The organism is Vibrio sp. 1CM23M (assembly GCF_023161755.1).
Taxonomy (GTDB): Bacteria; Pseudomonadota; Gammaproteobacteria; order Enterobacterales; family Vibrionaceae; genus Vibrio; species Vibrio coralliirubri.
This window is the reverse complement of the sequence record NZ_JALNTR010000003.1, coordinates 553,241-578,328: the sequence shown is the minus strand read 5'-3', so window position 1 is coordinate 578,328 and position 25,088 is coordinate 553,241. Positions and strand designations below refer to the sequence as shown.

General features: G+C 33.0%; 21 protein-coding genes. 6 read left to right on the top strand and 15 right to left on the bottom strand.

Annotated elements, in window-relative coordinates:
• Positions 1-35: 35 nt before the first annotated feature.
• Together MSG35_RS13445 and MSG35_RS13440 are read right to left on the bottom strand one after the other, a co-directional pair.
• On the bottom strand, positions 36-995 hold the full coding sequence (locus MSG35_RS13445) for a hypothetical protein (RefSeq protein WP_248384252.1): 960 nt from the start codon (positions 993-995) through the stop codon (positions 36-38).
• A gap of 77 nt (positions 996-1,072) precedes the next feature.
• Positions 1,073-1,594 carry a hypothetical protein gene (locus tag MSG35_RS13440; protein WP_248384251.1) on the bottom strand — a complete coding sequence of 174 codons (522 nt, stop codon included), beginning with the start codon at positions 1,592-1,594 and terminating at the stop codon, positions 1,073-1,075.
• A 138-nt stretch (positions 1,595-1,732) separates the two neighbouring features.
• Between MSG35_RS13440 and MSG35_RS13435 the strand changes: the two genes are divergently transcribed.
• Complete coding sequence (locus MSG35_RS13435; RefSeq protein ID WP_248384250.1) at positions 1,733-2,329, top strand: putative immunity protein; 597 nt, start codon at positions 1,733-1,735, stop codon at positions 2,327-2,329.
• A gap of 445 nt (positions 2,330-2,774) precedes the next feature.
• Here the strand turns inward: MSG35_RS13435 and MSG35_RS13430 are convergent, their stop codons facing one another.
• From MSG35_RS13430 to MSG35_RS13390, 9 genes are all read right to left on the bottom strand, one after another.
• On the bottom strand, positions 2,775-3,263 hold the full coding sequence (locus tag MSG35_RS13430; RefSeq protein WP_248384249.1) for a hypothetical protein: 489 nt from the start codon (positions 3,261-3,263) through the stop codon (positions 2,775-2,777).
• Between the two features lie 11 nt (positions 3,264-3,274).
• A complete protein-coding gene (locus MSG35_RS13425; RefSeq protein ID WP_248384248.1) occupies positions 3,275-4,162 on the bottom strand; it encodes a hypothetical protein in 888 nt (295 codons plus the stop codon).
• 288 nt (positions 4,163-4,450) lie between these two features.
• Entirely contained in the window at positions 4,451-5,287 is an 837-nt protein-coding gene (locus MSG35_RS13420) for a hypothetical protein (protein ID WP_248384247.1), read from the bottom strand.
• Between the two features lie 93 nt (positions 5,288-5,380).
• Complete coding sequence (locus MSG35_RS13415) at positions 5,381-6,334, bottom strand: hypothetical protein (protein ID WP_248384246.1); 954 nt, start codon at positions 6,332-6,334, stop codon at positions 5,381-5,383.
• Between the two features lie 73 nt (positions 6,335-6,407).
• On the bottom strand, positions 6,408-6,683 hold the full coding sequence (locus MSG35_RS13410) for a hypothetical protein (RefSeq protein ID WP_248384245.1): 276 nt from the start codon (positions 6,681-6,683) through the stop codon (positions 6,408-6,410).
• Positions 6,684-6,752: 69 nt separating this feature from the next.
• Entirely contained in the window at positions 6,753-7,130 is a 378-nt protein-coding gene (locus tag MSG35_RS13405) for a hypothetical protein (RefSeq protein WP_248384244.1), read from the bottom strand.
• A gap of 26 nt (positions 7,131-7,156) precedes the next feature.
• Entirely contained in the window at positions 7,157-8,083 is a 927-nt protein-coding gene (locus MSG35_RS13400) for a hypothetical protein (RefSeq protein WP_248384243.1), read from the bottom strand.
• 1,733 nt (positions 8,084-9,816) lie between these two features.
• Positions 9,817-10,488, bottom strand: coding sequence for a hypothetical protein (locus MSG35_RS13395; protein WP_248384242.1), 672 nt, complete (start codon positions 10,486-10,488; stop codon positions 9,817-9,819).
• A gap of 25 nt (positions 10,489-10,513) precedes the next feature.
• Positions 10,514-12,619 carry a hypothetical protein gene (locus MSG35_RS13390; RefSeq protein ID WP_248384241.1) on the bottom strand — a complete coding sequence of 702 codons (2,106 nt, stop codon included), beginning with the start codon at positions 12,617-12,619 and terminating at the stop codon, positions 10,514-10,516.
• Between the two features lie 242 nt (positions 12,620-12,861).
• On the opposite strand from MSG35_RS13390, the gene MSG35_RS13385 reads away from it, so the two are divergent.
• Positions 12,862-13,023, top strand: a complete 162-nt coding sequence (locus tag MSG35_RS13385; RefSeq protein WP_248384240.1) for a hypothetical protein — start codon at positions 12,862-12,864, stop codon at positions 13,021-13,023.
• Positions 13,024-13,245: 222 nt separating this feature from the next.
• Here the strand turns inward: MSG35_RS13385 and MSG35_RS13380 are convergent, their stop codons facing one another.
• A complete protein-coding gene (locus tag MSG35_RS13380; RefSeq protein WP_248384239.1) occupies positions 13,246-16,428 on the bottom strand; it encodes a hypothetical protein in 3,183 nt (1,060 codons plus the stop codon).
• Positions 16,429-17,162: 734 nt separating this feature from the next.
• On the opposite strand from MSG35_RS13380, the gene MSG35_RS13375 reads away from it, so the two are divergent.
• Both MSG35_RS13375 and MSG35_RS13370 read left to right on the top strand, forming a co-directional pair.
• Entirely contained in the window at positions 17,163-17,720 is a 558-nt protein-coding gene (locus MSG35_RS13375) for a hypothetical protein (protein WP_248384238.1), read from the top strand.
• Positions 17,721-17,770: 50 nt separating this feature from the next.
• On the top strand, positions 17,771-18,895 hold the full coding sequence (locus tag MSG35_RS13370) for a hypothetical protein (protein WP_248384237.1): 1,125 nt from the start codon (positions 17,771-17,773) through the stop codon (positions 18,893-18,895).
• Positions 18,896-19,041: 146 nt separating this feature from the next.
• Here the strand turns inward: MSG35_RS13370 and MSG35_RS13365 are convergent, their stop codons facing one another.
• From MSG35_RS13365 to MSG35_RS13355, 3 genes are all read right to left on the bottom strand, one after another.
• Positions 19,042-20,142: a hypothetical protein gene (locus MSG35_RS13365; protein ID WP_248384236.1), complete on the bottom strand. Its 1,101-nt coding sequence runs from the start codon at positions 20,140-20,142 to the stop codon at positions 19,042-19,044.
• Between the two features lie 125 nt (positions 20,143-20,267).
• Entirely contained in the window at positions 20,268-20,567 is a 300-nt protein-coding gene (locus MSG35_RS13360; protein WP_248384235.1) for a hypothetical protein, read from the bottom strand.
• 146 nt (positions 20,568-20,713) lie between these two features.
• Positions 20,714-21,838 carry a hypothetical protein gene (locus MSG35_RS13355; RefSeq protein WP_248384234.1) on the bottom strand — a complete coding sequence of 375 codons (1,125 nt, stop codon included), beginning with the start codon at positions 21,836-21,838 and terminating at the stop codon, positions 20,714-20,716.
• Positions 21,839-21,993: 155 nt separating this feature from the next.
• Here MSG35_RS13355 and MSG35_RS13350 point away from each other — a divergent pair, with 155 nt between their 5' ends.
• Together MSG35_RS13350 and MSG35_RS13345 are read left to right on the top strand one after the other, a co-directional pair.
• A complete protein-coding gene (locus tag MSG35_RS13350; RefSeq protein ID WP_248384232.1) occupies positions 21,994-22,368 on the top strand; it encodes a hypothetical protein in 375 nt (124 codons plus the stop codon).
• Positions 22,369-22,395: 27 nt separating this feature from the next.
• A complete protein-coding gene (locus MSG35_RS13345; protein WP_248384230.1) occupies positions 22,396-25,038 on the top strand; it encodes a hypothetical protein in 2,643 nt (880 codons plus the stop codon).
• Positions 25,039-25,088: the final 50 nt, after the last annotated feature.

Genomic DNA, 25,088 nt, shown 5'->3' with positions numbered 1-25,088 from the left:
CAGAAACCAGAAAAGAGCCAAATGGCTCTTTTTCTCTATCTGCGTAATGTTGATTTACGCTTTTCTCTTGGTGTATCCACCTCTTGTGAAATTTCCGACCTTTGCTTCTCTTTAATGAAGTCTACCGCATCTAAAAGCAAATCTTGTTCTTGCGATTTGTCTTTCTCATAAGGGACAGAGCTGCTTTCGAGGACATTAGACAACTTGATACCAAGCTCAGGAACTTCAACACCTTTTCCGAACGGCATATCAGCACTATCTGGGTAGAGTTCGTTAAAACAACAGTCTTTAAAGTGATTATTGATTTGTAAATAGTGATTTTTTGGCAAACCATTATCAAAGTGTTCCAACTCCAATGACTGATAATCTGAATCATTGATATCAATCATAACCTCTCTTAGTCTTAGTTCGTCTGGTTGTAACTCGATGTTTTCATAATCAGCAAGCTCTATAATCCTTTCTTTAAACTCATCAAGAGAGTAGAACCCAAGCTTATCATCACTATCAGAGCCGTTAACATCGGTAAGGTAGAATTTAAACTCGTTTCCCACATAAACTGATGAAGCTGTTAAAAATAGATCATTCCCTGCTTCTTCGTAAGAAAGGTGAATTTTTCCCGTAGGGAGATTATTGTAATCAATACGAGAATTAATGCCATTAACGAGGTCAGCAAGCTCTTCATTTGTCGCATCGTCAAGACCTTTAATTTCATTAGTTCCAGCAGGTGAAAACTTGATCGATTCAAAGTTATCAAAAACAAAATTACCCTGATTACTCACTTGGATTTCGAAATGAATAGGATATTTATCCTGTTTTTTTATAAATTCGTGCTCGTTGTGCTTAAGGTCTTCAACCACTTCTGGTTCAGACAAATCCATTTCAGGATGTAGTTCCCACATTACACTATTATCAGATATATAATCTAAACTTTCTTCCAAATACTCTATCTCAGTTTTAAGCGCCCCAGATACAATGTAAAACTTTTCTTTTTTCATTACTCAACTCTCCTATAATTATTAGTCTTACTATTGTTATACCATAAAAAAATCATATACAAAGAAGATTATAATAATTATTTGAGCTTGTTATTACTTTTGTGTAATTTAGGCTTTAAATCTTTCCTATTATTGTTTGAAATTTTACTTTTTAAAAAACTTTCAGCGTCATTAAGCAAATTATTTTCAGATGGTGCAATCACCTGTGCTGGTTCTTTAAATTCACAGTTAATCGATATTTTATTATTATGCTGATTGATTATGTCTACAACCACCTTTTGTTCTGACAATGATAAATCGTTAAACTTGTAAGTATTAGACGAGTTTGAATTTGAAAAGTATGCGTTGTCCATATCATCAAGAATCGATCCATTTTCGCTAACAGAAAGATATATCGAAGCTAAATCATGTTCCGCTTGTTCAAGCCTATCCGATTCAAGCTTGATAAAATCAGTTATAAAGTGTTCTTTTGAAAAATCTGCGTTATCGTGTTCGACAAAAAAATCGATAGATTCACCAGCACAGCCAAGCTCACCTTCTAAAAACTGTGTTTGAGTTTTTAGCTTATCATTTATTATATAGAATATTTTCTGTTTCATTAGTCATTCCTTAATTTAAAAATCGTCCTCTAAACTTTATATCACACAATTTATATCATTCAATTCACGAAAAATAACCTGGCGATTTAATATTCAAAATCTTAGTATGAGCATAGTTGATTATGTGCGGAGGTTCGAATGAATATTTCAGTGGAATTATTGATTGCTAATGGTGCGGAAAAGAAGGATGTACAGCGTTTAAATCAGATTATAGGTCAACAAGAACTAAGCGTTACTGAATTTGTCAACAAAGCACATTTGAAGCCATACGACTACGAATACTTGATTCCTTACGTTTTGCGAAATGGCGTAAAAATTAAAGATATTGTTGGATTCGCTATAAACTGTGCAATCTTGGTTTTACCAATATTCGAAAGATACAGACCGTTTGATCGAAGACCAAGAGAAGCAGTCCAAGCGGCAAGAACGTATCTGAATCAAACAAACGAAAAGCAGAGAGAATCAACGGCAGCAATAGCCATTTACAGAGCTACATTAGCAATTAGAGCATCCAATACAGCTTTTGACGATAAAAGGTTTGAAGAGTCAGCAGCGGCTGTTGTAGCGGCAAAAACAGCGATTTTTATCTGGTCGAGCAAACAACAATTTTCAATTAACATGCATACGCTGTTTGGTGTGATTGAAGCAACAAGTAATGTAAATTCTCTTGCTGATGAATGCATAAAAGAGCTGTTTCTAAGAGTTCTGGATAGAGATACAGAATGTGCGTCATAACTTCATACTCCATAATCAACAAAGCCACTCGTTTGAGTGGCTTTATCTTTATAAGTCGAATCATTGCGAAATCTCACACTTAATTAAGTTAAATTTCTTATAATTTTTTACAAGTTGTTTTAAAAATTAAATCACTCCGACTTTTTAATCACTTCTATCATTTGAGAAAATGAAAACTGTTTTTTGAAATCTGGTAAGTTGATCGTAAACGTCTCTTTTTCGTAGTTAAACACAAAAGAACCATTTGAATTATCATTGCCAACACACATAATTTTAATGCACTTATCAATCGAGTAAACAGGAGTATGATTTGTAGATCTCGAAACACAAGTGCTGGGTATTTGAATGAGTTCAGCAATGTCTTCAATCAAGCAGCCATTTGATCTCATCGCCAAAAAAGCAAACCTGATTATTCTGTTATGGTTTTTTCTCATTAGTGCATAGTTCATTCATTATCTCCATTTTCTTTTGCCTGTTTGATTAACATTTTCAATGCTTGTATCGCATATGCGTGATGATGAGAAGTGATGGTTGTGGAGAACGGGAATAACTCTTTGTTTGCTGAATCAAACGCTTCGGTTAGTTCTCTCGTTCCTTGAAAAAACAGCTTCTCTGTGTATGTATACTTGGGAAAATCAACAATTCTGCAATTATGTATTCCGTATTGCACCAGCTTCTTCAAGATTGCACCTGAAAGAACCCTTTCCACACCTGCCGTAAATCTAATGTCTGTGTAGACCTTATACAGTTCCAATAATTCTACTGAAATGCCAATCGCCACAAGCTTGCTTTTGCCTTTGCCTTTGCTTGTTGCCGTTTCTTCGGGTGTCTCTTTTACTTCTTCTACGAGCACCGACTTTTGATTCATATCAAAAGCTTGTGTATCTTCCAAATCCTCTAAATCAAATGTTTCAAAATCATCAAATCCACTCATTTTATTTCTCCTTATGCCACTTCTTGATCAATCATTGCGTCTACAATTTTACCTAACACTTCCCTACCAGTTTTAATCTTTGATGATTTATTTACTGACAAGCCCTCTTTAAACACTCTATCTTTTTTACTTTGAATCGATTCTTTCGATGCCATGAAGTTGATGTTATGTCTGAAATAATAATCAAAATTGAAATAGCGACTCTCGATGAGTTTAATTTTATAATCGTATTTTGACTCAATCGCATCAAGACGAGCTTGAATTCTCTTTAATTCGATTTTACCAACTTTTGATGCACTGGTGTTGTTGATGATGAAATTGAATTGTGTCTTGTTTTTCAGTTCAAGTTCTTTTTCTTCTCTAACCAAATCTTCCAATCGATCTAATGCTGACCTTTCAGAGATGAAATCACCCGACTGGTGCACAACGTTAATTAAATCTGCATTGTATGTATTGTTTGAGTGTCGAGCTGGTAAATCGACGATAAGGTGATCGATCTTAATTCCCTTACCATTGATTTTGTAAAAAAGTTGTCCATTTTTTTCAACAATATTTCTAAACATTTCTTCATGTATTTCTTCTTCAGAAGAGAATGCTTTTTTGTCATAATCAACATAATCTTTGAAAAGCAACACATTGCTTGGTAAATCAAGATTATCTAATTTTGAATAATCAGAGTTGATATAGCTTTCTTTTTCATAATCAGTTTCTTCAAACATGTGCTTGTAAGATAAATTTTCGTCACAAGTTGCTAAAACAATAACAGTTTTTTCCCCGCTCTCTCGTGCTCTCTCTACCAGTCCATACGCTTTTGCTATTGCATGTGATGATTTACCAATGCCGCCCTTGATCGCTGTATAATAAGTTACAATTGTTTTTAATATTTTGTTCAATTTCATAATTAATTCCTCGACTTGATTTAATAATTTTATTGTATCGTACATAAAACAACAGTCAATAAAATAAATTAAATAACTTATAATATTTTTCAAGTTATTTAATTAATTAAACACTTTATACATATTTAAAGGAAAAAATTAAATTGAAACTCAACACAAATTTATGCTTTGACTAAATGATTATTTTTATTGGGAGGAATATTTTCAGGTTTGGAAAGCAGATGAAAGACTTTCAAGCAAAAAAAAACCACTCATTTGAGTGGCTTCTTCATTGGGAGATTGTAGAGATTAGCTAAGAGCTTCGATAGCTTCAATTCCGCCTTCGACAGTCTCATCGTTAGAAATTGCAATCAACAGTTTCTCTTGGTCAGAAGAAAGCTGATCAGAGTTTCCTTCGAAAATAAAATCCTCTGTCATTTCGATATTGAACTTGTCTTTTGCCGTTTCGATATCAAGAGCAAGTGAATATTCAACCTTAGAACCTAATTCGACTGGTTCAGAGTCTTCTTGTTTTCCGCTATTTTTTTTTTCAAAGAACTCTTTCATAGAGTCGATTTGAGATTTGTATTTTTGTTGACCAGCAGCGTCAGAAAGAAACTCTTCGACAGATTCTGGTGCAAGCAGCATCCACTGTTCAGCATAGCCGTTAGCATCCATTTCATCTTTAATGTCTTTCGATGGACGAGCGAAAGGACGCATAATAATTTCACCGCCAACGAGAAATGAATACTCTTTGCGTGGCGCACGAGGTGTTGTTGACTTTGAAGACTTAGGTGCAGAAGTGTTTCCAGTGCCAGAACCCACTCCCAGAAGATTGATTAGAGCTTCACGAGCTTGTTCTTGCGACATTAACGAACCATTAGCTTTAGCATCATCGATGAATTGATCCATCATTTTTCCAAAAGCATCTTCCATTAATTTTTTGGCTTCTTCTTCACGAGCAATTTCTTCAAGCTGTTCAGCAACAACTACATCAACTGTTTTTTTACAAGATTCAAGAACGTCTAAACCGTGTTCTTCAACAAATTTTCTTAGTGAGCGTTTTCCTCGAAAAACTTTCAATGCTACATGAAGTTCTTCTGTATCCGTTAAGTTTGGCAGTTCAAATGTGTTTTCAGTAGACATGACAAGTTTCCTTTGGATTATGTAAAGCAATTTCTATTAAGTTAAATTTAAATCAATTTTTTATTTTGAGCAAGATAATCTTTTTGTTTTTGTTTAAATGTTTTGCTGTTGTATAAAAGTGTCGTTATCCCCAATGAAACTTTCACTTACCAGAACCCAGCGTGAGCCTTTTGGAATGTTTGAGTATTCATTATTATAATACTTCGGATGTTGTAAATTTCGGAAGTGTGCAGAGCGAATATGTGCTGATACCGCTTTTGATTGCGAATAGTCTATGTGTGACGCTGTCCAGTATACACGAGTCGTGTTAAGCGGTAGACGGAAATCACAATCGCTTGGAAAACCAGAAACAAGGTGTTTGTTGTTTGTCGCAGAATTGAAGATGAGCAATTGGACAGCTATTTTCATAAGCGTATTTGTTGTGAGTTGTTCTGTGTCATTTAAACGCTGATCAAGAATAGAAGAAAGTTCATTAGATTCTCGAACACCAGTATCGATTTTATTCATTACTTCCCTAATGTCCACGCAGCTTCTGTAAGTTACGTCATCAATTTTATAAGAAACAGTTATAGTTAGGTTTAATGATGGATTACGCTGGATGTTAAAACCTGTTAGTTCTCCAAATGGCTGATGGATACGTTGATACATCTCTTCTTCTTCCATTACTGTTATTTGGCATGGATAAAGACGCACTTGCTTACCGTTAACCTCAACAAATGTGTCTTTTTCAAAACAAAGGGCAAACGTTTCAAAGCCAGCAGGAGGTAAAATTTTAGCTGATGAATTTGAAGTAAATTTGGCACGATTAAGCATTTCAACAACACTCTTTTCAACAAAAACTAATTTTCGACCAGTCTTGTCAAAAAACAATTCTTCTGCATTTGTGTTGATACCAAGTGTATCATCAAGCTGTGCTGCTAATTCAGTATCTTGAATCAACAACTCTTCGAAACTGGGAGTTTTGCCAAACATTTTTTTTAAAGAACGCATGATTTTCTTGTTTGAAAAAAGAGTTTGAGTTTTAGTTTTAAAAAGATCGTACTTCATAAATAACACCAAAGTTGTTCGAATTAAAATAATTCTAACTCCAGTACACTTTATATACAACTCAAGTTTTAATTTAATTGAAACTTTTTAAAAGTTTTTTTAAACCAAAATCAGGAATGCGACTATTTAAATAGATGTCTATAAATTCACTATTGAGCTTGTCGTGCAAATCATATTTGATATTAACAATTGAATCATTATCAAAATCAACTTTTAACAACAACGTATCTCCGTCAAAAAAAAGAAATGAGATCAAATAGGTTTGTTCTGACTCTACAAAATCATAGATACAGTCTTCGTTAACAGATCTATCCAACATAGATTTGATTTGTTTGATTATAAAATTCATTAAAACTCCAACAGATTCGATATCAAAATTATAAACACTTATAGGATAAGTACAACAAGGTAACGATGATCAGTTTTGTATCTGACCGACAAACCAGTCATAAAAATCGATTCCTTCGAGCACATATTGATCCCTTTCAACAAAAATCCCATGATCAAAAGATAGATATTGGTCATTTTTAAACACACATCCAAAACCTGATATCAAAGTGATATTTTCAAATACATCTTTAAAGCTAAGGAACGTGTCTTTATCCTCCAAGATGTAATCGATTTGAATCATTGGTACCGTATTAGAGATCGATTCAGTATCAGCTACTGATACGAATAATTCATATTCATTGTCGAATTCACTACCTTTAAAAAGTATCACTCCTTCAGATATTTCATAATCAACCTGTATGTCGTAACTAAGGCTAATTGTCTTGTGTAATTCTTTTGCATCCATTATCAGTCTTCTCCTATTGATTTGATTTAAAATGGTATCTGATTGTCATAATCAATCACTGCCCCATCAGTGACAGCCAAATGTTGCACACCAACACCTGATTTTGTGTTTATGACCGCTTCAAAAGCTTTGATGTTGGATTCAGAGATCGATTCGGTTAACTCAACAGCTTTAATCGCTGTTTGCTTTACTGCAGCTTTAACAAGGTTAGCCAGCTTCATAACCGATACACCAAGCTTTTTAGCAGCCATTGGTATAATTTCAACAGACGTTCTTTTTACTATTTTAAAAGTGTATGTGTATGTTTTTGCGTCGAAAGCAATCATCAAACCTGCGCTGATACTATTAACGACATTCTTGATGTTTCTGCGTTTTTGAGCACGGTCTTTTTCGTTACCATACTCCCATAAATTGTTTGTTAACGCTGCTATAAACCCTTCTTTTAGCGTCACTGAATCTTGACCCTGTTGTGATAGCAAGAATGCTTGTAGAGAGATTTTAGCCAATGATTTACTATTAATTTCTTCGTAGTTGATACGAAATTTGCCTTTAGAACCTTCGATGTCAGATAAATACTGATCTTTCACAGTGTATATAAGAACTTTTCTTTCCTCATCAAAATCAATTGATAAGTGCTCATCTTCAAAATGATTGTCGAATACATCTACCATATTGCTAAATGTTTTGAAAGTTTTGTGCAAAACTGATTTATTGTTAAAGTTACAATATATTTCGCCTGAACGAGCAAGATCGACGTTAACACCATTGTTAGTTAAATAGTGAAAGTAAGATAGTATTGCTATTTTTGATTTAATAAGTGATACAGAAAGCTCTAAATTAAACAAACGATTACGTTTTTCTTGAGCATTCCATTCGGTGAATGAAGTTGGTAATAACAAGTATAAGTCTGTGATTATCTTTGAAAAGTTTGTGTTTTTATTTTTTGAATACATTTTTATTTCCCTGCTGTAATTGATTATCCAGAAGAAATATCTTTGTAGGGTGTTGACAAATAAGATTATCCATCATATAAAGTACATAGTTTTGAATAACTACATTTTTTAATTTCCCAAAAGACACGTTGCAAGTGTCTTTTTTTATTTCTGCTGTATTGGTTATTAGACCATATCAATTTAATTCGTCAAATGCTCTCATATAAATAATTTTAGTATTATATTACTTGCTTGTTATTCACAACAAATAGTACAAGTTATTTATTCCCCTACATAAAGGCATAATATCATTTTAATTATCCATCTTACTCACTACCCTAATAGATTTAACATATCAAACTTTTCAAACTGATAGAAATAAACAATCAAAACTTTGTCATTTTTTATAATTACAATTCGTGATCGTCACTAATTACAATTCGTGATCTCTTATAATTACAATTCGTGATCTAAAGAGTTATTTTTTCTAAAAGAATTATCTATCTTTAATAATTAAATGTGTTTGTAGTTTCTACCAACACGGAATTTGGAGAATCAATGAGATTAGAAGATTAAGATCAAAAGCCTATCATTCTGGAGAGTAAGCGAAGCTTACCAAGAGCCTAAGAGCTTCTAAGTGTTTTAAAGTGCGCTTGCGCATATAATCAGAATATAGAGTGGCTGAAAGACGCTCGACAAGCCCTGGCTTCACTCTTTTGAAAGTCATACTGCCATACACTTTTCTAAACGGATTACGATGAATACAGACCGTTTAACAATGGTTTAATCAACTTCATTCGTAGAACTCTAACGAGTTAATGGTTATGAAATGTTTGAAATGCTATTCAATAGGAAAAACCTATCAATATTTAATTATTAATAGGTTTAGTATTTTTAAAGTCTTACGCCTTTCGATAGGTTACACCAATCAAGATTGGATATTTAATAGTCAGTATCTATTTGGTGATACTTTATAATATCAATAAAAAAAAGCGCCAATGCGCTTTCCTTTTTTAAGATACAATCTGTGTAATGAAATTGCACGTTTGATATAGAGCCAATGGAATGGCTGCGAATAAAATAAACAAGTTGCTAAACACTTCAATTCTTTTATCTCTAACATATACTTTATGACCTTCTTTTGTAAACCTATTCATATTACTTTCCTTATTAATTAAATGTTTGTATTTCTTAAATATGTTTTAACCTTTATTAGATATATTGCAAATTATTTTTTTATTTCGCATAATTTTTTACGCAATAAAAACACTTTCCTTTTTGAAAATACATTTATCTATAAGCAATTCTCATAAATTAATTATTTTGAAAATTATTTTCTGCATTTATTATTACGCAAGAAAATTGATTTTTACAAATGGAATGGTAAAACATTAGTGAGACTTACAAAAGGAATTACAAAAGGAATTACAAATGACAATAAACGAAGTTAGTAAAGTGCTAAATTTCTTGCAAAACAAGAATCTGACGAAACAAGAACAACAACTGTATATGGATATAATTAATCTTGCAATTAAAAATGACAGTTTGATATTTCCGATGACAAGTTATGCAAAATTTTTACGCAGGAACAATATATTTTATATCGACGGACAAAATGCGAGTAAGATTTTTAAATCTCTAATAGAGAAAGGTGTTATAACGTATCAAAACAACATTTTAAGATTAGTAACAAAAAACAATGGTCAAATAATTTAACCATACAAAAACACCTCGTTAATAAGGTGTTTTTTTGTTTACTCTATGCATTTCACGACTTCACGAGCTTTTTTTGATTCTTCTGTAATTTTGTAAATGTAAGAAGTTGATTCAATGTTATCCATTGTGTATTTTCTTACCCATTTCGAAATCCACTTCCCTGTCTCATCGCTTATGACATAATCCGCTGCACGATTTATTTCTACCTTAAACTTATCATTACCAAGCTTAGTTAAAACAATCTTTTCGCCTCGTCTTTTTGCCGATCTCCATTCTTGGGCTTTCGTGTAAAAAACAATCTCCTTATCTGTCTCTGTTAAGCTACGGATCGGAAAATATCCTCTTTTATGAGTGTATAAGCCCATCGTTGAATCGTAGTATGGAGCAAAATCAATTCTTTTAACAAACGCTTTGATGTTTGGATCTTCTGAAGGTTCTGGCAATAACACCAAACCTGTCAATGAATGAGAACCATAGTATTTCAGTCCTTGTTCTACATTTCTACATGTTCTGGAAGGGAAGAACTGCACAGGAGATTCAGACATCTCTTCCTCTCTCGTTAATACCTTCTCTTTGCTAATCTCAACACTTTGTGCAATTTCAGCTTCTGACCTTGCCTCTTCCAATGCGAATTCTTGTATCGCATCAGCATAAGCGGTTGTAGCACTTGTCGCTGCTACTACGATTAAACATATATTTCTTAATTTCATTTTATTTCCTTATTTTGTTGTTGTGTTATTTGCTGTTGGTAAGTAAGTTTTGACCTTTTGCTTTTAATGACTGAGTTTGATTTATGCCATCATTGTCTTCCATCAATTTATTGCTACTTGTTTCGCTTACTGAGAATTTCTTATCTAATACTTGACCTATTAAACTAATTTGCTTCAAGAATACGACCGTTGATAAAACAATGTTTAAAATTGATAACGTAATGAAGCGAGATAAATCATTTAAAGAGCTTAATTTCTGGTCTCCGTTTAATATTTCAACATAATCAAATGATGTAAATATTATTGACATTAATAAATGTGTAGTGATTAACGCTAATGGAAAACTCAACATTTTTCCGATTGAGACAATCAACATCATTATCAATTCTTTAATGATAGTGTCTGATTTCACACCTGGCTTAAAGAACATCAAAATCTGAAATGAAATAATAATCATACCTTTTAAAAGGATATACATAATATTTATAACTGCGTAAAACATCATCATCAAAGGCATTAATGCAATGATTGGAGATAACATCAACCACTCGCCTTTTTGTGATAACCACAGAAGCATTTTTTTCTTTTTCGTGCTTACAGTCATATTTGATAAACCACCCGCACCAACCTTGATGATGGCTCCAGCCAACATCGTCTGCATAGCCGCATCGTGCACTCTTCTTTGCACAAAAAAATCCAATTTGAAATTTTCATTATCAATTTTGTTTTCGTATTCTCCAAACATCGACAAAGGTTCTTCTATCATTTTAAATGCTTGTTCTGTAACACCAATGTTTAAATCATTAGAGTCTAATAGTTTTTCCGATTTACGAGTGATTAAGCCGTAATATGCATCAACTGAAAATATGTAAGCCGAATAAACTTCTGCATTCCCAAACTCATTTCCTGCTGTGCTTCTATCCAACCCTTCAATCACAACCACTTGATTAATCATATCCTCTGTTTGAATGGCAACTTCATCAAAGTTGTCTTCAGAACGCAATAGGCTATACATCTGATCTAATAGTGATAGCAACATGACATCTCTTTTCGCTTTTACTACATCTAAATTCTCCAAGATGTAATTCGACCAAGTTTCTCTGCTTTCTGAAACTCTATCCGTAAACTCGATTTCAAGTTGAAATTCATCCAAATATGTTTGTTTTAATTTAAAGCCTTCTGGAGTCCATTCCTTACACAAGCCTTCTGCAATTTCTGGATCTTGAAGACTACAATTAAACCTGTCTAAATTATCAACCCATGTTGCCGTTTTCTTACTGTAATCATTAAGAACAATTTTAAAGCCTTCATCTAAATCATTAACAGCAATACTTCCACAGTCCTTAGACGTGATATATTTTACACTACAATGCTTTACAGCACTGTTTAAAGGACTTCTCCCTGTTTCTGAAAACTTTGGAGCGGTTGGTAAATATTCTTCAATACAGTTGTTGTATAAATCTTCTTGAAACGAATCTTTGTCGGTAAAAGAATACCCTGTCGTGTTTTGAGATATCGATCTAATGGCACACACTTCTGATTCAACCATACTCAATAGCACGCTATCTGATTTTTCTTGTATTTTTGGTAACAACGGGTCTATTTGTTTTTTTAATTCAGCATCCGATTGAGCATATAAGTTTGATAAAGCTGTTGGAACCAACAAGACATTCGAATGAATCGTGTTGGATATTTTGTTTGATACATACTTCATTAAATCAACATTATTGATCATCATAACAAAGCCAATACCAAGAATTGATTTTAAAATTAATTCTGATGGTTTTGTTTTACCCTTTTCTTCTCGCATTTTCATAATTAAAAACTTAATAAAAACCACACCAAAAAGAAAATTAAGAATATACATTAAGTCTCTAATTAGAGCTGTGTTTGCTTCTGCCGAGGCGTCAATAAGATTTTTATTTGCATTCGCAATTGGGGAGTTTGAGTTCTCTACTTTGTCTTCTATGCATTTTTGAGTTTCTTCTACAAATTTATTGATTCCTAATTCTTTTACATTAAAAGCACAATCGGGTAAAAGTGGTTCTTCTTCTTGTATATGAAGGTTTTCAGCATAAACAAATGCGTTCAATGTTATTATTGATATTAATGTTAACCATTTTTTTAACATGATAAATTCCTTTTCTATATAATAATATTTATAACATTTAATCAATTTAACACAACAGCGGTATATTAAAATTATTAATAAATAGCTATTTACAGGTAAATATTACTTTCAATATGATTATTAAATTGTTTTTAATTTCTCTGCGTATCATTTTTTATAAATATTTTCAAATAATTCCTGGGGTATAACGATTTATTGTGGTATATTAAATATATAACTTAAACTTTAGAGAGGAAATTATTATGTTAAGTCAACGCACACAAGGTCATCTTATATTGGCGACAGTATTTATTGCATGGTTATTGTTTTCACCAGCAGCACTTTTTTTCTTTTTGATATTTGTTGCTGCTCCAGTAGGATTTGTTATGTATCTACTTTACCGTATTTTTGGTTGGGGCTTGTAATGGAATTCAATAGAAACTAAAAAGAGTTAAGGATTAAGTTCTTAACTCTTTTTTTGTATCAAAAAAAACGCTCTCTTGCTTTCTCTTTACCTTGATTTAACAAACCCTTGTAGCGAAATTAATCCACCATTGTTTACCTTATCGATCTTCTATTTATTTTTATTATATAGCCAAACTCTTTTTTGCATCCAAAAAAAAACACTCCCGAAGGAGTGCCTTATTTTAATCATCCGAATCTAACTCTTTCTTTTGACCTTGGTTAAGCGAATTCTGTGTTTTGTAAGCCGCTACCCTTTTGTTGATTCCATCTCCAAGAATTTCTGCACTCTTTTGTGTTGCCACGTTTGACATGCTATTTGCTCTTGTGATGTTACTAAACAAGCGACCTCCACCAAATCCAATCAATCCTGCTACAAAAGTATTCGTCTCATTAAATGTTGGCGTTGTTTCAACATTTAACAATCTTAACATGTAAGCTTCCAAATCATTGATAATAGGAATTGATTTAAATAGTGCCCAAATGTATGAAACACTCATTATCATGTTCTGAATCCAGAAATAGATAAGTCCATCATTGTTAAAGATTGAGCTTACCAAATGATATACCGCACTTCCGACGGCAGGGCTTGTGTTAATGAAGGTAAACACCTCTATTGCAACATAAAGAATGAGTCCTCTAACAAAAAACACTTTCGCCAACATTATCGTTCCATCGAACTTTAAAGAACCACTTTTGTCACCTGAAACCGAACTTGACACACTTTTTGTAACGTCAATCACAGGAACAATCGGTATAAGCAAAATAGGAACAACAATGTAGATATGTTGATAAAGGGTCAATACAAGATCTGTTATCAATGGCAAATGTTGTGCCAATTTACCCGCCAATATCATGAGACCAATAATTACCACAATGAAGTCAAATACCCAACCCAACGTTGAATCAATCATCACTGCAATGCCGTGTATACCTTTACCCAGCCAGATTAATAGCTTCTGAGGACCTTTCACGTCACCAATGATTGTATGATCTGCTGTGTCAGCCGATTCACCAATTCGATCTCCTCCAAATCTTATCAAACTGATGGTTTTCTGTATCATTACTGCCCAAATTTCAACGTCTATCATTTGATTAGTAGACGTATAATTTAATTCTTGCAAACTCGATAGACAAATTCCGTCTTTGTTTAGAATCGGACACGAACCTGTTGACAAAAGCTCTCGAATCATTTTATTTGCACCAATCGATTTCCAACTAAATCCTCCTACAGAAGCTTGCTGAATGTCGCTGTCAGTATTCGAAAATATTGTATCGAGCTTGTAAGGTTCTAATTTTCTATCGTTGATACTTTGAAACATGTCTTCATTGGTTACAATGTCGTCTGAAAACCTATTGTAGTTGAAAAAGTATTGAGGGTCTGTCAATGCTTTCAAAGGAACACTTGTGTCGTAAGTGTAAATTTCTTCAACAGACGCATACACATTTTCCATATCTCTTTTCATCTTCAAAAAACCAAGTTGACTCTCACTAACTGAATGTAAAGTTGGACGTATCTTGTTAAGATATTCAATCTTCGCTTCCGCCCACATTTCATTGTTATTCGAAACTGTTGCGTTTAAAATTCCGTTTGTCATTGCTGACAATAAAATTTCAATTGCTTGTGCTCTCGCTGCAATTTCTTCTTTGTTCGATTCGATTAACAATGGATTAGCGTATGATGCATTTAACATCCCGTCTTCAAGAACGAAACACGCATAATCTGATCCGTTTCCGATACTTGTCATTGTGCTATTCTTGATGCCTTTATCCATCGCATTCCATCGATTTGCATATTCTTCTTTAAAGCTAAACATTGACTTTCCGTTGCCATTTGATCTGTCTTGCAATGCACAGTCAACTGCCATTTGCATACGAACAGTTTTTTCAACGAACGGTTGTATGAAGTGCCAACCATTTACTCGATGTTTTAAAACATCGTCCTCTACACCTTCAGAAAAAAGCATACTGAATGACGCCATAAAAGATTTCAATGCATTCATTTCAGCAAGCTCAGTTGTTGTGAAATTCTGCTGACCTTCATACTTAAAAACTGGAGTTGCTATTTTTTCAAAATCACTAACCAACGATTTGTATGTTGACGTGTTTTTAAAATCCGTTTTTGATACTTGGGCTTCTTTCGCTGCTGCAAAAGCTAACGCTAATTTACCAGTGAGGTTTTGTTGTATTCCACCAAACGCAGCATCCACTTTTTCGAATTCATTTTCCATATAGTTTAAATCTTGAGATTGCATTGATTTAAAATCTTCAAGCGCTGTTGTTTCTGCATTAATGTTTTGTGCAGTTTTTTCTTGAATGAAGTTTTGTGCAATGTTAAGAGCGTTGTTTTGAATGGTAGCAAACGATTGTTCAAGACCAAATCTTGAATCGCCACAATTATAGTCTTTCGTTTCTCCACCATTTTTAAACTCTGCCCTGTAAGGAATGTCTAAAATGCTTGCACCTGTTATTATCTTAGAACCGATACCGTCATCCGACCAAGTCTTAAAATTAAGTTCAAAGTCAGAATCAGTTTCCACTCTATCTTTTGATAAACAAGCTGCGTTTTGTTTGAAGAATTCTGCAACACTTGGTTCGCTAATGTCATTGCTTCCTGAATACATTAAATCAAAATCAACTTTTATATCCGTGCCGTAAGTATTGGAAGTGATTGAGTTTCCAGTTGCAATATTGATTGCCTCTGTTATGTGTAAAAAGTTTGCAAGCTGTTTGTGTTGATCTTCAATAATTGATGACTTCAAATCTAATTGAGCGTTGCTGTCAAAACGCTGAATGTTTTTCTCAACGTCATGGTTCGAATACAACAGATGATTGTAGTAAGCTGTTGCGTAAGTCCAACTTCTTGCTGCAAGCTCAGGTGCTCGTGTTCCTGCATATGTTAATATGGCAAACAGAACAGTATAGGCTACGCCTTTTAGTTTGGATTTGTTCTCGCCAACAATAGAAGAAATTAATGCAATGAAACCAATGATAAACATTGTAATCGGAAGCAACACTTCAATATAATTTTGAAGCGGCATATTGTCTTTAAAGTATCCAGACATCTCTTCTGAATCACCACCAAATGATTCAACCAATGGCGAAATTTTTTCGAACGTTTCTTTGTCAATGATTGAAGGCAAGACTGACAAAAGTCTAAAATCATTTGGCATCAAATGAGCACCACAAGATTCGTACATGGAGAGATCATTATCTCCTTCTTGGAAGTTTCCATATTTGCTTGACAACTCTGTCGCAGTTAAACAATCTTTGCTTTCTTCCAAATCTTCAACCGCATAACTAAATGACGTTGCAAAAATTGAAAAAATTAAAAACAAAAATGAAAACTGTTTTCTTATTTTATTCATAATTTTAATGCTCCTTATTCTTCTTTTAGTTAACCATCGATTAAAAAAATTACAATACAACAAATGATATAATTAAAAAATCAACACCTCAAAAAAGTCTATCTCTACTACATAGAATATTTATATCCTTTAAATTCTTGAAAAAACAAAGACCAGAAAAAATCACCATCGAAAAAATAAATATTTATTTTTTAAAGAAATAAAATTTATCAACGATGATTTTTAGGCAACACTCACAATGATATACATTCCTCTTAATAAACATATCAAAATTACAAAAGAAAAAACAAAATCTGATGCAAAACAACAGAACAAAACTCTACCGTTAGATCCTATCCAGATAAGCGACTTGTCGTAGGCTCTTCAATTCAAATGTAACAACATCCAAAAACCACCTCATTTTGATTTTGTGAAAAATTAATTTCGAAAAAATCGATCTATTAGAATATAGTTTCATTCGAAATCAATAGAAGCTAAAAAGCAAATATTAAGAAAATAAAGAATTACGGCTTAAAAACAAAAAAATATTATTTCCTTAATTATAAATAAATTTTTTTCAATGCAAGACATGACCTTCTATGGTATGGCGATAAATCACCATAGCCATAAAAGGTCGGGCAAAGATATAAATTTTAATTACTTCCATTCGGTCGTTGTTGAGGGATTGACTGATTTCTTTTATATGGCTTACTGTATAGTATTAGTTATTTATTATTTTTATAAGGAGAGACATTATGACTATTAAAACGGACAAAGCAACAATTACAAAAGCACATAAGCGATTTGAGGATATTAAACAAGAAGAGAAAATAGTTTTCGAAATTGACTTGTTTATTAAGTTAGCCAAAACGACATCAGATCGAATAGAACAATGCACAACAGAAACAGAACCAGACTTACTTTTTGCTGTTGTTCTGGACGGCATTGAAAGACGAAATGATTTTATTACTGATCTTTGGACAAAGTATACCAGCAAGCTTGAGCAGGTATCAAAAACAAAAAATACATTAGATAGTTTTTACACTTTTTGTTTGGATGCACATCCAAAAGATGAGATTTGCAAAAAGTATAATGATTCGGATTTCGAAAAAATCAAACAAGCAGTTCTTCAAAAAATTGAAAAACTTGCAGGCAACAATAAAGACAACTGGATCAACTTAAGTAAACTGACTATGGGTGCTTTGAAAGAGAAATCAAACACAAAGCAAGCCAACCCAAGATCTCCTATTTCGAACAACTCAGATTTGCAAAGTAGCTCGGTTAAGCAATCAAACCAACAGCCAAACTCTTAACTACGTAAAGGTTAGAAGTCATATCAATTAGAAATTAGGAACTACTAAAAATGAACACACAAACAAATCACAAAAAGGACTTAAAAACGATTCTATATGTTCCGATGAAGGAAGAAGCAAAAACAAGACTTCGAGCAATCTATAGTCAGTTTGGAGTGAGGAATCTCGCTCCTTTCCTCGAAGGAATTATCAACGGTAAGAAATTCACTTTCATGGCAAGTGAAGATAGATCAGTTAAGAGAAATTCTGGAAATCTGTTCAATCGTAATGCAGCACAAATTAGAGAATACTTTGCTATATACGTCAAAAAAGGAAAACCAGTTTTTGACCAGAATAATGCTGCAGCAATCGACATTGTGTATGACTTACCGCTTACACAAGGACTTAACTATTTGAAGACAACTCCAAAGACAAACACTGATTATGTTAATGTTTGTTTGGAGTACATAGAGCTGGCACTAGAGCAACGTGATACATACTTTACAGAGTATGAGATGGTCGATGTTGAGCACGATGATGAATGGTTTAAATGGTACTTTAATGAGCTTACAGAGTTAGTGCAATTGTCTGGCGGCAACGATACCAGTATCAACATTGATAGAGCTTTGTTCGATACGTATGTAACAGAAATATTCAAACCACGAGCGAACGAATTACAGCACGAAACAGCACAGACCTTATCAAAACTATTGGAACAAATTGATCGTTGCAACGATACATCAGACGAGTCGAATCAGTTTGTAAAGGCAGTCATTCAAAAGGAAGTAAAAGAGTTATTAAGTGGCGAAACGGTTTACATACCCAGCACAGGTAAACTCTCAAAAAGGTCATTGGCAAAAAAACCAACTCGATACCAATCATTAATACGAGTTGCACAAGACTTGAAAATCGAAGAGCGTGCGATTAGCAACAAACACAAAGCAGTCGTTAGTGAAATTGATGCTGCTATGTTAAATCTTAATGAAGCAGTTCTTGAATGTAATAAGATCAAACTATCGGCAAAAAATGAGCAAGGTTTGGAACGTGATTTGAACACAGAAGAAAAGCAACAAATTTACAAAATCTTAATGAAAGCGATATCTCTTGCTGCTCAAATTTGTGTCAATGCAATTACAAGAAACGCTGAACAAAAATATATAGATATTATGACTAAAGACTATGGATACAATTGGTAAGATTAAAATCTGTAAGTGTCTTTCGAGTTCATCCACAATCAATCGACTGCGATTTTTTACACCCATGAAGAATAATTACAGTAATAAAAATTGACAAAAGAAGTGTATCTCTACACTTCTTTTTTTATATCAATATAATTCATGTATTACTTGTTTCCAACTCTGACTTTCGATTTACGCTTTGGTGTGTAATCTGGGGATGGAGGTGCAACATCTGCACGAGACTGTTCAAATTCGATACAGTTTAGATTTACAGGTTTACCGTTCTTCATTTTTAGAGGCTGAATCTTATCATTTAACACTAAGTAACCCTTGTCAGCATTTTGAGATTCATAAGCTACATAAGTGCGCTCTCTGTCGATAGTAGGATTACCATCACTAAACAATTCAAGTTCATCATTATCGAGCTTTATGAACACTTCCCCATCAATAATAGACTTAGACCTAAGCTTGCTGTACTGTCTGCAAAATTTGTAGTTACCCTTCTCCAATACACTGTCAAGTCGATTCTCAAGCTGGTTCAATATGTAAATGTCTAATTCATTTGATACTCCCATAACATCATCTTCAAGCGATGAGTAGTTATCGATATCAAGAAGTGATCTCATTTCATATCCAACACCAGAGTTAGTTTTGCATGGAATGTTTTTGTCGTGAATCAATCTCATCTTATGGTCATTCTCAAATTTGAAAGTAGTCTCATGAAAATCTTTTTTAAATGTAGTTTTAAAGTATTGTGAATCCCTGTTCGCATAAATAAATGCATCGTGCAGCACAACACCATTTGGGTTATCCAGCTCAACGATGTAATTCTGAGTGTTCAAAAATCTTTTGCCTGACGTTTTACTTTCAAGTAAAGTAATTCTCTTTGGACTTTTGGTTACATCAGACACAAATCCTTTTAACTGACGATAGTTTTCATTATCTTCAACATCATTTTTATATTTCTTATCTAAGCCAAAGTAAGCTTCGCCAACTAATGCTAACAATTCTAAATTGTTAACTCCGTTGACATTGCCTTTTGTCTCATTTTCTAAAATGTCATCTTCATAAAGTCTTACATCTAAACCCATCGACGTTTTTTTAACTGTTATATTAGTATCATTGTTGTTCTGTATGACCTGTTGAAAGTTAAGCTTTGTGTCAACTTTGTGATAGTTCATTTCGACGTTTAATCTTTTTTGTTCACTTGCTAATTCCATATCTGGTTGAAATTCAGCAAGAAGTTTTGAAATCGTGTTACTCATATTAAAAATCTCCTTGTATTGAATATGATAAAAATTTATGTTTGCACATATAATACTTATACCATTTGTTTTATAAAAAACAAAATCACCACTATATAAGTGGCGACTTTTAAATTTATACATTGTTAATATTTGGCTAAGGGGATTGTATGTTTTGATTCTATCTGATTTAAAATACCTACATCTACCAAATCATCTGAAGCAAAAATTTCATTACAAACTTTTGAATATGCATCATTAATTAACAATTTCTTTTTCTCTGGACACACCTGTTCATCAATCCTTTTCTGACACTGATCAGTATAACTTAAAACTACTATCTCCCCCGTCTCAGCTATATCTATTTTTGCCCCTTTAAGATCATTGTGAATAGTTGCATTGTGATTAAATTTACCGATTGCAAATAGTATTCTTTCCATGTTCATTTCTTTCTCCTAAAATTGTTTTGTCGTTAATATATCTAATATCATAAATATTGTATATTACAAATAGACACTATACATTATTTAGAATATTGCCAGCGTATAAAGAAAAATTAAAGTCTATTACCAAATATTTTAATGATCGAATATTAATCTTCTTTTAGTGTGAGACAAAGTTCGTAACCTAAATGACTCTTAATTATCATTTCATACTTCATTAACTCATTGTGTTTAAAACTTGTGCCAATCCAGTTAGGTAATAGATTCTTTGTTTTACAAAACAAATCAGGGAATTTGTTCACATAAAAGTTCGAGTCTGAATCAACTAATATTTCAAGTCCTTTCGTAAACCTCGATGAATCGAACAATTCATTTATCTCGCTGAGTATTTCATCATTTTGCACATAGACAAGCTGGAAGTCAGTGTAATCTATGTCACTAACATCTATGTCACCTATATCTTCAAACTCTATATCTAAGAATTCAAATTCATCATGACCATCAAGAATCTCATCACTCTCATTGCTTTCCTTGTCAGTACCACTCTTCATTGCTTGAAGTTCTTCTTGTAAGCTCTTGTTTCTCTTTAACAAACATAATTTTTCAACTTCCAGTTTATTCATAGTAACCAACATTGGATATATGTCGTTGAGAACCATTTCACTGACATTATGTGTTAAGTTTGATTTGGTTCTATTTAGATCGATACTAAGCGTTGACATCAATTGCTTTAATGTATAAAAATCATCAATCATATCTTCATCCAGCTTATCAAATGCTAATTTAAGCAATGCTGGTTGAGTAACAGGATCAATTTCTTTTAACGCTCTAATTGCGTTTTTACGTGCTCTATATTCTGCTTTGAAGTTTGGGACTATAGCATTTTGGTAGTGCTCAATAAGCTGATTTGTTTCATTATACTGAATCATTGAATAATCAAACAGATTCTTTTCAATTAGATGTTTAACCCTTTGTTCGTCAGAAAAGTCAGACAGTTTCATCAAGTGTATATTCTGCTCTACAAAATATGGAAAGTGTTGTTGTTTGTCACTCCACTTCAAAATATCAAGCATTGGAAAGTGTTCACTGACGTAAGAACCTAACGCTCTTAAATTCTCCAAATTTTCTTCAAACATATCCCCTTCTTCAGCTACATAAAGAAATAATTCTTCATTATAATTTAAAACGTCCAGTTTTAATTCTTCATAACGAGTATTTGATTTGTTTAAGTCGTTAAACTCTATAACACTCATATAAATGTGTATTGTTTGCATAAATTCCTCCATTAATTTTATACATTGCATTATATTTAATTAGCATACATATAATATATTGCAACTTTCTTAGTCATATAATCAGTCACCTAAGTACACATTTAAAATATTAATGATACGATATAAGTACAACATTATAAAAAGGAAATATTATTATGAGCAAGCAGTTAGGCAAATATAACTTTGATACAAACCTAGTTAAAATTCGAAGTAATCACGTAGAGTCAATTGAAAAAATGGTTGATATAATTTTACAGGAAGCTTTCAATTCATTATGTATTGAGAAGGGAGAAGATAATCAAGAAGATAATCAAGAAAATAATCAAGAAATATTTTCGTATTACGGTGCTATAAAAATATCTAGTGCAGAAATTGCAGAACGAACAGCAGATCTGAGAGCAAATATTGTAGAACACGCAGCACATTATGGAATTGAAATATGCTCATTAGAACAATTAATTTATAATAAGTTAAAGTCTCAGTTAATCACTGAAATTAGATATATGCAATCTTTAACTAATAATTTTTAGTTCTATCACTATCATGGAGTTTTAAATATGGTTCACGAAGGAAAAAGATTGGTATTTGATAGGAATGCATTATACAACCTTGTAATGTATTTTATCATTAATAAAAACACAAAAAAGTACGATCCAAACCGTGCGGATTTTGTCGGAGATATGTTTCCAGAAGAAATGAATGATCTGGGTACTTGGTTAAAGAAAAATGGCGAACGTGTTTCTAAACGTGTTTTAGAAAAGCATGTTAGAAATTATACAGATGAAGCATTTACTCTTATTGCTGAAAAGTATATTTTAAGTTCAGATCAGAAACGAAAATCAATTGTTCCAGTTTATTTGGACAAAAATAATAAACCAGTACCATTATCAATACTCAAAGAATACTTTCACAAAAAATGTAAGGGTGAATTTACCCATGATGCTCTATACAAGCTTTTAGGAACTTCACCAGCAGACAAGCCATTTGAATCTGTCTCATATGAAGTTGCAAGTTTTAGTAAGGGAGGAATTCCTTCCATGTTCATGTATTACGGCTCTATAAACCCAACTGAGGACGCATTTGAAAGACTCGAATCCTATCTACGTAATAAGCATAAAGGCGCTTCAGATAAGTTTATAGCTCAACAAATGAAAGACGAATTGATGGAAGCAACAAAGTATTTTCTAGCTGAATTGTCTGGAGATTTAGAAATCAGCGATGTTAGAGGTTTTTTCAACTTTCACATGGAACAAAATGATGGCCATAACCAGCATCATGGACATTTGCACTATGTAGTATCGGCTTTCAACCCTGTTACTAAGAAATTCTTTAATCCTAAGCGATATGACCTTGCCAAGCAAAAAGCTCACATTGCGACTGAGAAGAAATATAAACACTGGTTCGAACAAGGTATTGCTGCTGGGTTAACACCAGAAGTTCAAGCGCTACGTAATAACTCATTGAGTCTGATTGTAAAGCAATTGCGTAAGTCTCAAGGAATAACAGATGAGTCAACTCTATGCTCTATGTCGGAAGAAGTGTACGACAAGAGTGTCAATCGTGTTTCTGAGGTCATAGAGGACTTTGCAAGCGTATCAGGTTTATCATTTGAAAAGTATCAAGAGGCATTTAAAAAGCTTGGTATTACTGTTGAAGCTGGCGCAACGAGAATCAAAAACGAAAATAACAAAAGAAATCATGAAACTGAGCAATTTTTGGTATTCACTGATGATCGAACTGGCGCTGTAATGACGAACCCTCACCTTAAATCCAAAGCCAGAACTGTTGTGAAGCGTCTTGGCAATAGATACATGGATGATAGATCCTTAGCACAGATTTATGGTAACAAGTCGCTAGTGTTTCAGTATGATCAAATCGAAACGGTTCTTAAGGACACTCTCGATAACGTAAAGAGTGACATGGATAGAAAGTTGAAGCGTTCTGAAAATACGATTTTTGAGAATGACTCTGACAATATGAAGGAATTGAAAAAGGACAATATTAAGAAAATCAAACACGATGCTTATAAGCAGTTTTTCGATATGTCTTTGAAGAAAGGCATAATCGTAAACATGACTAAACCGAACAGCAATGGCGTTTCTAACCTTACGTATCACAAAATCTCTTCCAGTTTTAGAGATAGTGAAGATTTTCAAGCGCAAAGCTATAAATCAAGTAACTTCGTTTTGGATCTTCAAGGAAAAACGATATCTGAAATCATGGCGTTAGATCCTGAAATTGTTCAATTCCATCAGGACAAAATCATGCAGTATCTTCAAGTTGGTTACAGCAAGTATAAGTGTGCTTTCTTAAACGATGATTCACTCCGTGATCAAGATTTCAATGATACGATGCAGGAGTATTTTCAGAGTAAGTATCATGAAGATTTGATGAATAAGAACGGTTGGGAAATCAAATACAATGAAGATAACAACGCTTTTTGGTTAACCGACAAGTACACAGGTCAAGGTTTGGTTTGTTTCATCAAAGACGCAGGAGAAGAAAACAGCTATTCGATTATAACTAACGAACTGAATCCAATTGACGCAGCAAAAGCAATTGTTTTGATGGAGACTGATGAGGTTAAAAAGTTAGCTGATAATGAATTTTTCACTTACAGCTCGATGAAACATGGTAAGACATCTCTATCATCAAGCCCTACTTTCGAACAGCTTTATCTAAACGTCATGTTCAGTAAAGATAAGATACTGCGTGACAAACTTAGTGTTTTTGTAAAAACGGCTGGTTTAGAGCAAAAAGCAATGTCAAAGCTTTCATATAGCCTTGAAAATTCCAATAAGAAATTTGATAAAGTTAAAGCAACAGCAATAAAAAAAGATAAGTTCGATTTTACTGATGCTTATTGTGTTCACCTACTCAGTATAGAAAAAACACGAGGAAGCCTTGAAAGCAGTGTTGAAATGAAAAGTTTCGAAGAAATGGAAAACAACATCATTACTGACATAAATGATCGAGTTAAAGATAATATTTCAGAACAGATTGCATACTTGATTGATAATAACGTAACAAAAATCACTATCAAGAGTAAAAAGATAGACAAATTTATAATTGAAAATCGAGAAACAATTTCAAATCATATTAAAGATGAGTCAAAGATTGATAAATTCTTACATGAACAGAAAGTGGAAATATCAACGAAAAAGAAAAAATCAAACAAGGTTCATTCAACAAGCAAATAAAATTTAATGGCACGCTAATATGTGCCATTTTGTTTTTTCATTAACAGCAC